At 35.2% G+C, this 3,169-nt stretch carries 3 protein-coding genes; 1 reads left to right on the top strand and 2 read right to left on the bottom strand.

What is annotated here, in order from left to right:
• Positions 1-290 precede the first annotated feature (290 nt).
• Complete coding sequence (locus tag ACFCYJ_RS27320; protein WP_376079088.1) at positions 291-1,772, top strand: malate:quinone oxidoreductase; 1,482 nt, start codon at positions 291-293, stop codon at positions 1,770-1,772.
• A gap of 424 nt (positions 1,773-2,196) precedes the next feature.
• Here the strand turns inward: ACFCYJ_RS27320 and ACFCYJ_RS27315 are convergent, their stop codons facing one another.
• Together ACFCYJ_RS27315 and ACFCYJ_RS27310 are read right to left on the bottom strand one after the other, a co-directional pair.
• Positions 2,197-2,478 carry a hypothetical protein gene (locus ACFCYJ_RS27315; protein ID WP_370043957.1) on the bottom strand — a complete coding sequence of 94 codons (282 nt, stop codon included), beginning with the start codon at positions 2,476-2,478 and terminating at the stop codon, positions 2,197-2,199.
• Complete coding sequence (locus tag ACFCYJ_RS27310) at positions 2,475-3,131, bottom strand: hypothetical protein (protein ID WP_376079086.1); 657 nt, start codon at positions 3,129-3,131, stop codon at positions 2,475-2,477. The genes ACFCYJ_RS27315 and ACFCYJ_RS27310 overlap by 4 nt, the downstream gene beginning before the upstream one ends.
• Positions 3,132-3,169: the final 38 nt, after the last annotated feature.

Below are 3,169 nucleotides of genomic sequence, written 5' to 3'. Positions count from 1 at the left end.
AGTGGCTTTCATTATATTAAGCAACAAAAAGTTGTTAAAACAATAATGTGGATTTCATTATGGATTAATTTGTTTTTCTCTGCCATCGTGGTGGGAAGGCTCGAAAAATGCACATAACTCTCATATAGATAGTTGATATTTTAATCTTTATGTAATTATGATACACTGCAATAAGGTAATAATTGATACAGAAAAGGTGTACTCCTAGGTTACTCCTAGGCTTACTGAGACATCTAAGCAGGAGAGCTTTACATCCTTTCTGCAAATCTTAATATATAAGGAAGGTAAAAATGAGTAACAGACAAATTAAATCAGATGTTATCTTAATTGGTGCCGGAATCATGAGTGCTACTTTGGGGACAATGCTCAAAGAATTAGCGCCAGATTGGAAAATTACAGTGTTTGAGCAGCTCGATAAAGCTGGTGAAGAAAGTTCTCACGAATTAAATAATGCGGGAACTGGGCATGCGGCACTTTGTGAGCTTAACTACACTTCAGAGAAAAAAGATGGATCAATCGATATTAGCAAAGCGATTAAAGTTAATGAGCAGTTCCAACTTTCAAAACAGTTTTGGTCTTATCTTGTGAACAACCAACTGATCAGTAATCCACAAGACTTTATTATGCCTTTACCTCATATGAGTTTAGTACAAGGTGCAGACAATGTAGAGTTTCTAAAAAGACGTCATGAAACGATGACAAAAAATCCTTTATTCCAAGGTATGGAATTTTCTGATAACCCAGAAAAACTAAAGGAATGGATTCCTCTTATTATGCAAGATCGTCCAGCAGATGAAGCTATCGCTGCGACAAAAATTGACACTGGTACAGACGTTAACTTTGGTGCATTAACACGTATGTTATTCGACCACTTAAAAACTCAAGACGTTGACATCAACTACAATCATAGTGTTGAAAGCATGAAACGTACTAGCGATGGTTCATGGGAAGTACGAGTGCACGACAAAAATGGCTGTAAAATGGAATACCATACAGCAAAATTTGTCTTCCTTGGAGCTGGTGGAGGAAGCCTAGAATTACTACAAAAATCAGGTATTCCTGAAGGAAAACATATTGGTGGATTCCCAATCAGTGGATTATTCTTAGTATGTAAAAACCAAGAAGTTGCTGAACAACATCATGCGAAAGTATACGGAAAAGCTAAAGTTGGTGCTCCACCAATGTCTGTTCCGCATCTTGATACACGCTATATTGATAACAAAAAATCTTTATTATTTGGACCGTTCGCAGGTTTCTCACCTAAGTTCTTAAAAACAGGTTCAAATATGGATTTATTTGCTTCTGTAAAACCGCATAATATTACAACGTTATTAGCGGCAGGGGTTAAAGAGATGGGATTAACAAAATATTTAATCCAACAACTTATGTTATCTAAAGAACAACGTATGGAAGAGCTACGTGATTTCATTCCAAATGCTAAGAGCGATGATTGGGATATTATTGTAGCTGGTCAACGTGTACAAGTTATTAAAGATACTGAAGCTGGTGGTAAAGGAACGCTTCAATTTGGTACGGAAGTTGTAAGTGCTTCTGATGGCTCAATTGCTGCATTACTTGGAGCTTCTCCAGGTGCATCTACTGCTGTACACGTTATGCTTGAGGTAATCAATAAATGCTTCCCTCAACATGTTAACGAGTGGGAGTCAAAAATTAAAGAAATGATCCCATCATACGGCAAATCATTAGTAGAAAATCCAGAGCTTCTTAAAGAAATTAACGAAACAACAGACGAAGCGCTTCGTTTAAAATAAAATTAGATGTAGAAACAAAGGATTTAAGCGTTTGTTTCTACAAAATAAAATAGAGCCTTCATTCTAATTTTGGATGGAAGGTTCTATTTTTTTATTTAACAAATGGAGTTGCAGTGAGAATTTTCATCCATATTAACTAATATATTAAAACAGGCATTAATTAATGACAAATACACGAGGATTGAATGAAAATAGTTGAATGGACAGCATGATGAGAAAAATACTAATGAAGTATATGGCGAAGTATTCGACTCTTAATGAAGAACAACAAGCGATTGTTGAAGAGATAGCAATTGAGGAATTTGAAAAAGTTTGAGGGAGCTCCATTTTTGGGAGATGAATTAGACCCTCGTGTTCAATTAATGATTATTAAACAAATAAGAAGCACACCTTTTATTATCAAACAAAAGGTGTGCTTCTTATTTTAAAATTTAAGCTTGGAAAAGCAAAATTGGATAGAGCGTTTGATATACATTGAACAAAAGAACAGCAACAAAGAAACCAAGAGTGCTAGAGGAATGCTGAAAGCGATCGGAAGCTCAACACCGTTCCAAATGCTCATTTGTATTTGTTCCAAGCCGAATGTTCGCAAAATGCCGGCTACTATTGATAGTAATGCGCTTAAGACTAGCCCTGCATAGAGGATAGATAATACGAGAAGGGCTAATGAGCAAAAAAAGCCTTGAATGATTTTTATGAATGTCATTCCTTTTCCCTCCGTATAATTTGCTGCACCTTGGCGTTTTTAGCAATCGAATAGCTTTTTGTATAATAAAGTGTTTGTATATGACAATTATCGCCTACTGCTACAATATCTCCATCAACGATTTCTGCATCTGTATAGGAAAGATGTATTTGTTCACCTTTAATATATTTACAATTCAGCTTTTTCTTTAGAAAAGATATAGATAACGTATCTTTTTCTACATGTATCACATCTGCAATAAGCTTTCCAATCTCATTTCCACCAGACATTTTTAATTGAAAATGTTTAGCCTCTATTTCATTCGCTTGAACAAGACCGATTGCATGAAACTGTTCTGCTTGTAAGTTTTGTTCAATGGTCAACTTCCCAGAACTATTCAATTTTGTTACTCGCCCATTGCGCATATTTAAGCTCCCGGCATTTTTAATCTCATTAATTTCACAAAAATCTTTTATAGAGCATGATCCTGTACTATTTAAAATCTGCGCTTCAACGCGGGAATGAAAAGAACTATGACCATGAGTAGAGATTTTTTTTACGCGTATTTCTTGATGTAAAGTAACAAATCCACGGATATTTAATTGCTCACAGTCTGCTGCTAAGTCTTTAATAGTGCCATTAGTAAGGGTTACTGTACGTAGCTTTTGAATCACGGATAATCACCTCATGTTAATTTAATTAATATATATTT

The organism is Lysinibacillus sp. NPDC056232, from assembly GCF_042267565.1.
Lineage (GTDB): Bacteria > Bacillota > Bacilli > Bacillales_A > Planococcaceae > Lysinibacillus.
This window is presented reverse-complemented; position numbering and strand designations above follow the sequence as displayed.